Here is a 6,495-nt window from a genome sequence, read left to right on the forward strand (position 1 = left end):
TTCGCCAATATAGCAGGAGTTGGTGAGCTAAATATCTCTTTGACTGGCAAACGAATCCCTGTCTTCTTCTCTATGGCATTAATTGCTGCCGTCGCTTTTAACGAATGTCCACCCAATTCAAAGAAACTGTCCTCTATTCCGATTGGAGATACTCCTAAGATTTCTTCAAATACATCTACGATTGCTTGCTCCGTCTTATTACTTGGTGGTACGTATTTCAAGCTTTCTAACATATCTGGTTCTGGCAACCTAGCTTTATCCAGCTTCCCATTTATGGTTAATGGAAATTCATCGATCTGTATCATAAAGGCAGGAATCATATACTCCGTTACTTCTTCTCTTATCGCTTCTTTAATTTCGGGTATAATTAGTTCTTGACCCTTCTCTGCAACGAGATATGCACAGAGAATTTCATCATTTCCAACTTCTTTTACAACAACGACAGCATCTGCGATTTTACTCTGTTTTCTTAATACACTTTCAATTTCACCTAACTCTATCCGGTAACCACGGACTTTCACTTGTTCATCTATTCGACCTAAATACTCTATATTTCCATCTGGCTGCCAACGTGCTAAATCTCCTGTACGGTACAGTTTTCCCTCACCGAAGGGATTTTTAATAAACTTCTTATCTGTTAATTCTGGCTGATTCAAATAACCTCTTGCTACACCATCTCCTGCTATACACAACTCGCCAGGTATTCCAATACCGCATAGCTCCATTCCATTTAGAAGATATACTTTTGTATTTGCAATCGGACGTCCAATGGTAATTGAAATAGAGTCTGTACTGACTCTAAAACTAGTTGCATTTACAGTAGACTCCGTAGGCCCATATGTGTTTAGCACTTCTACTCTTTTCGCCCATTCTTTTAAGCTTTCTAGATTACCTGCCTCACCACCTGATTCCAGCAAACGAAGTGTCGGTAATGCGTCAGCACACAACGCCTCTATTACCTTAGGTGTCAATGATGCTGTTGTTACATTATTTCGATCTATATATTTTTGTAGTTGCTCCATATCATAGGTTAAATTTTTTGGCACAATGCATAATGCCGCACCATTGCAAAGTGCAGGGAAGATATCACCAACCGCTTGGTCAAAAGATACATTTGCAAATTGCAGCACCGTATCCTTGTCGTTCAGTGCAAATGTTTCCTTATAGGTGACCCACATATTGACCACATTTCGATGTTCAATTAAAACTCCCTTAGGGTTTCCAGTTGTACCCGAAGTGTAGATACAATACACTAAATCATTAGCTCTGTTAACATGCAGAAGATTGTCCGTTTCATTAGCATAATGATTCTCATCTTCTAAATCCAATACCGGAATCTCTACCTTTCCTGGCAGCTTATTCTTATACGTCAATACAATCTTTGGACTACTGTCCTCCAGCATATAGCGAATTCTATGATCTGGATATTCCGGATTGATGGGTACATAAGCTCCCCCTGCCTTGATGATTGCTAATATTCCTACAATCATTTCCATGCTACGCTCTGTAACTAGAGCCACCAAATCGTTTGGAACCACTCCTAAATCCCGAAGAGTACGCGCCAACTGATTTGCTCTCTCATTCAGCTCGGCATATGTCATCTGTTTATCATCAAATTTAAGTGCAATATGTTCTGCTGTTTTCTCTACCTGATTCTCAAATAAGCTGACAACTGTTTGTTCTCGAGCGTATTCTACATTCGTTGCATTGAAATCAGCCAATATCTTCTCTTGTTCCCTGATATCAAGCATATGCAAATCTTTAAGCTTTTTTTCTGGATGTGTTACTGCTTCCTCAAGCAGCGTTACATAATGCCTTGCCATATATTCAATCGTTTCTTGTTTGAATAAATCTGTGCAATACTCAAAATCAATTTCATACCCTTCTGGCATACATTCAACCAGAACGGATAAGTCAAACTTTGAGACATTCCTTTTAATGAATGCACTTTTTCCGCCCAATAGGCCTTGCATTTCCGTCGGTTTTTTCTTTTCTTTTAATCCGAACATAAAATCAAATATCGGATTTCTTGAGAGATCTCTCTTTTTCTCTACGGCTTCAACTAAATCTTCAAACTGGTATTCTTGGTTATCATAAGCTTGCAGACACTTCTCCTTCACAGCTAAAATCAAATGTTCAAAAGTATCATCAGGACAAACTTCTCCCTTTATTACCAGAGTATTGACAAACATCCCCAGCATACCTTTAGTATCTGCATGAACTCGGCCTGACACGGTTGTTCCTACAATAATATCTTTTTGGCGACTATATTTGCCTAATAATAAAATGAACACTGATAGAGTAACCATAAATTCAGTAGCACCATGCTTAAGGGCTAAGTTTTTAACCCCTAAGCTTAATGGCTCTTTTACCTTTGCTACAACATTGGCTCCCCTGAAAGATTGGATTTGAGGACGGAGGAAATCCGTCTTCAAATCCACCCTAGCAATTTCACCGGCGAATTCCCTCTTCCAATATTCTTCCTGTTTGGTGATATCATAAAAATTCTGCCATACACTGAAATCTTTATACTGGACACGGTTAGAATTTTTATTCATAAGTTCTCCTCTTATTCATGATCAGTTCCATCATTCTCATAAAATTCGTTCACTTGATGCAGTATAACCGGCAGGCTTTCTCCATCACATATAATGTGATGAATATCAACAAATAGGTAGGAAGCCGTTGTTGTCTTCATTAATTTCACACGCATTAACGGTGCTTCGGATAAAACAAACGGTTGTACAAAATTATCATATTCCGTTTGTATATCTATTTCGTCCACTTCGCTGTAGTCTAATAAAACCCTGGCGTCTGGAGAAATCATTTGAATGGGTTCACCGTCCACAACATGGAAACTAGTTCGCAGTATCTCTTCTTGCTTTAACAGCTTATCTAAAGCTTTCTGTAATCTTTCTTTATCTAGCGGTTCTTCGTAAGCATAAACGTCCGATACGTTGTAGTTAATGTTAGGCCCGGTCATCTCGTCCAGAAGATAGAGTCGTTTTTGAGCTGAACTTGTAGGGTAGTATTCAGCTGCTGAAGCTTGTTCTATTGCCACAAACATCTCGTTCTCTATCGACCCCATATTTTCCGCTATCTGCTCGGGCGTACCAAAAGTAAAAACATCTCTAATTGACAGTCTTACTCCTATGGCTTTCTCCAATTCATTACACAGCAACACTGCTTTCAGTGACGATCCCCCTAGATCAAAGAAACTATCGGTTACACTGATATTTTCAATATCTAGGATGTGTTCAAATGCCTGTACGATCAGAGTTTCACTTTCGTTTCGTGGTGCAATATATTCCTTTGACTTATACTCCGGCTGTGGCAATGAGGCCTTGTCAAGTTTCCCATTACTTGTCAGTGGAATCGCATCAATTGAAATAATATGTGCAGGCACCATGTAATCTGGCAATACTTTATTTAACTTAATCTTTACATTCCTTTCTTCTATTTCTGTCTCAGCTATTATATAGGCACACAAAAATTTCTCTTTCTTTTTGTCTTCTCGCACTACTACTACAGCTTCACTTATCCCTTCAAGCTCCAATAAACGGCTTTCTACTTCTCTTGGTTCAATACGATATCCTCTAATTTTTGCTTGGTCATCCATACGTCCAATATACTCAATGTTTCCGTTAGGTAACCAACGTGCCAAATCACCTGTCCGATACATCTTCCCGGCTCCAAATGGGTTGTGTACAAACTTCTCGTCTGTCAGGTCTTGTCGATTTAAATATCCTTGAGATACACCCTCACCTGTTATACATAACTCACCTGGAACTCCAATTCCACAAAGCTCATTTCCATTTAAGATATAAATCTTTAATGTTGGAAGTGGCTTTCCTATGTCGCTAATTCCTCTCTCAATGGCTTCAGCATCAATATCGCGATAAGTAGCGTATACCGTGGTTTCTGTAGGCCCGTACATATTAACCAGACGACAATGCCTATTGATCTCATGCCATTTCTTCAAATGCGTTGGATAAAGTGCCTCTCCTGCAAAAATAACATATCGTAAACTATTTATTGTTTGTCCTGTCGTTGCATCGATCAACGCATAAAATGGCGAAGGTACCTGGCATAAGATTGTTACCGCTTCTTTTTGCAGCAACTCTCCAAATGCATATCCATCTTTTACCGTATCTTCAGAAGGAATTACAAGCTTTGCTCCATTCAATAGGCTTCCGAATATTTCCCAAACCGAAACATCAAAACAATAAGAATGGAATTGAACCCAAATATCATTTTCATATAAATCAAGCTTAAACTTGTCATTCTTAAGTAATCGCACTACATTTACATGCTGAACCATAACACCCTTTGGCCTGCCAGTCGTACCAGAGGTATAAATAACATACATCAAATCACTTGATTGATTTACATGAACAAGGTTACTGCATTCCATTGTATAATTTGCCTCATCATGAAGATTCATGATAGGAATGTCAGCTTCAGGTTCTTTTGTGCCGCATAATACTACCCTTGGCTTACAGTCATTAATGATATAATTAATTCTTTCCTCTGGATAAGATGGATCAACGGGTACATAAGCTGCTCCAGCCTTTAAAATAGCGTATATGCCCACCACCATCTCCAAACATTTTTCTGTTGAGATAACCACAAAATCGTTTGGTTGAATGTTATAGTCCTTTCGAAGTTTTCTTGCCAGAGCATTCGCCCGTTCATTTAATTGTGCATAGGTCATCTGTCGTCCATTAAATGTGATTGCTACATTATTAGGTTTTCTGGCAGCCTGCTCTTCAAGTAACTGCACAATCGTCTTATTATGAGGGTATTCTGCATGCGTCATATTGAACTCATCCAATATTTTTGCTTCTTCGTTCATATCTACCATGGCAATATCCTGCAGCTTCTTTTCCGGAGACATTAAAACTCGTTCAATTAGTGTTAAGAAGTGTTTTGCCATGTACTCGATCGTTTCTGGTTTGAATAAGTCTGTACAATATTCAAAATCAATCTTATAGCCTTCTGAATCACTTATCATGGTTAAGGTAAGATCAAATTTAGAAATGCTTCCTTCAACGGATTCCCTCGTTCCAAATTGAATTCGATCCGAATAACTTTCTCTCTCATCGTCCTGCAATACAAACATCACATCGAATACTGGGTTTCTTGAGAAATCTCTCTTTACTCCCACGGCTTCAACTAAATCTTCGAACTGATATTCCTTGTTATCGTATGCCTGTAAACATTTCTCTTTTGTACTTAATAATACATCCTCAAATGTATCATCGGAGGAGACATTCCCTTTGATTGCCAGAGTGTTTACAAACATGCCCAACATATTTTGGGTATCCGTATGGCTTCGTCCCGATATTGGAGTTCCTACTATAATTTCTTCCTGTCGACTGTATTTTCCTAACATGGAGAAAAAGGTGGATAACAAAACCATAAACTCAGTTGCACCATACTTCTTCGCTAACTCTTTTACTTGAATACTCGTTTTTTCTTCTACCTGTGTTCGGAAATTAGCACCTCTAAAGCTTTGTTTATGCGGGCGTGGATAATCCATGATTAAATCCAGGACTGGTATATCGCCAGAAAATTCTTTCTTCCAGTACGCTGCCTGTTCTGTTATATCTCTAGCATTTTGCCAAACACAAAAGTCTTTATACTGTACTCGTGGTGTTAACAATTCTCTTCCTTCATATAACTCTTGTATTTTGTAGAGCATAATCGGCATGCTTTCTGCGTCACATAAAATATGGTGAATATCCAAAAATAAGTATGAATCATTTGGAGTATCCAGTATTTTTGCACGCATTAGTGGTGATTTTGACAGGTCAAATGGTTGGACGAAAGTATTATATTCAGCTTGGATATATTGTGAATCTGCTGTATTTACTTCACTGTGCTCCAGCACAATTCTTGCATCTGAAGAAATTTTTTGAATTGGCTCACCATTCACTATATGGAAACTTGTCCTCAAAATTTCCTCTTGCTCTACTAATTGATCCAATGCTCTCTGAAGTCGCTCATTGTCTGGTTTAACTTTAAGCTTGATGACTAAAGGAATATTATAAGTTGTACCAGGACCTGTTAGTTGGTCTAGAAGATAAAGTCTCTTTTGAGCTGAACTTATAGAATAGCTTTCTGCTTCTGCTATTTCTGGTATTTCTTCATACGTATTTACCTTTGAGTTTTTAATTGTTTCTGCAATATTCTTCGGTGTAAATAAATCAAAAATTTCTCTAAGTTGCAGCCTTACCCCTGTACTCTTCTCTAATTCATTACACAGCCGGATTACATTAAGCGAGTATCCACCCAAATCAAAGAAATTGTCATTTACGCTTACTCTTTCCATACCAAGCACATATTCAAATGCCTCGACTACCAATTTCTCCGTCTGGGTCTCTGGTGCTTCATAACCCCTTATCATCTTACTTTTTTCCATATGCTTTTCTGGATCCGGCAATAATTTACGATCTACTTTACCATTTGCAGATAGTGGAATCTCATCTACCT

2 protein-coding genes are annotated in these 6,495 nt (G+C 38.3%); both read right to left on the reverse strand.

The features are described 5' to 3' along the window. The coding region (locus DP091_RS29540) for a non-ribosomal peptide synthetase (RefSeq protein ID WP_146747029.1) at positions 1 to 2,558 on the reverse strand (2,558 nt) is incomplete at its 3' end. An 11-nt stretch (positions 2,559 to 2,569) separates the two neighbouring features. Next, positions 2,570 to 6,445 (reverse strand): non-ribosomal peptide synthetase, encoded by a 3,876-nt coding sequence (locus tag DP091_RS29545; RefSeq protein ID WP_258394739.1) that lies wholly within the window; start codon positions 6,443 to 6,445, stop codon positions 2,570 to 2,572. Positions 6,446 to 6,495 lie beyond the last annotated feature (50 nt).

The organism is Paenibacillus sp. MDMC362 (genome assembly GCF_003269305.1).
In the GTDB taxonomy this organism is placed as follows: Bacteria; Bacillota; Bacilli; order Paenibacillales; family Paenibacillaceae; genus Paenibacillus_AQ.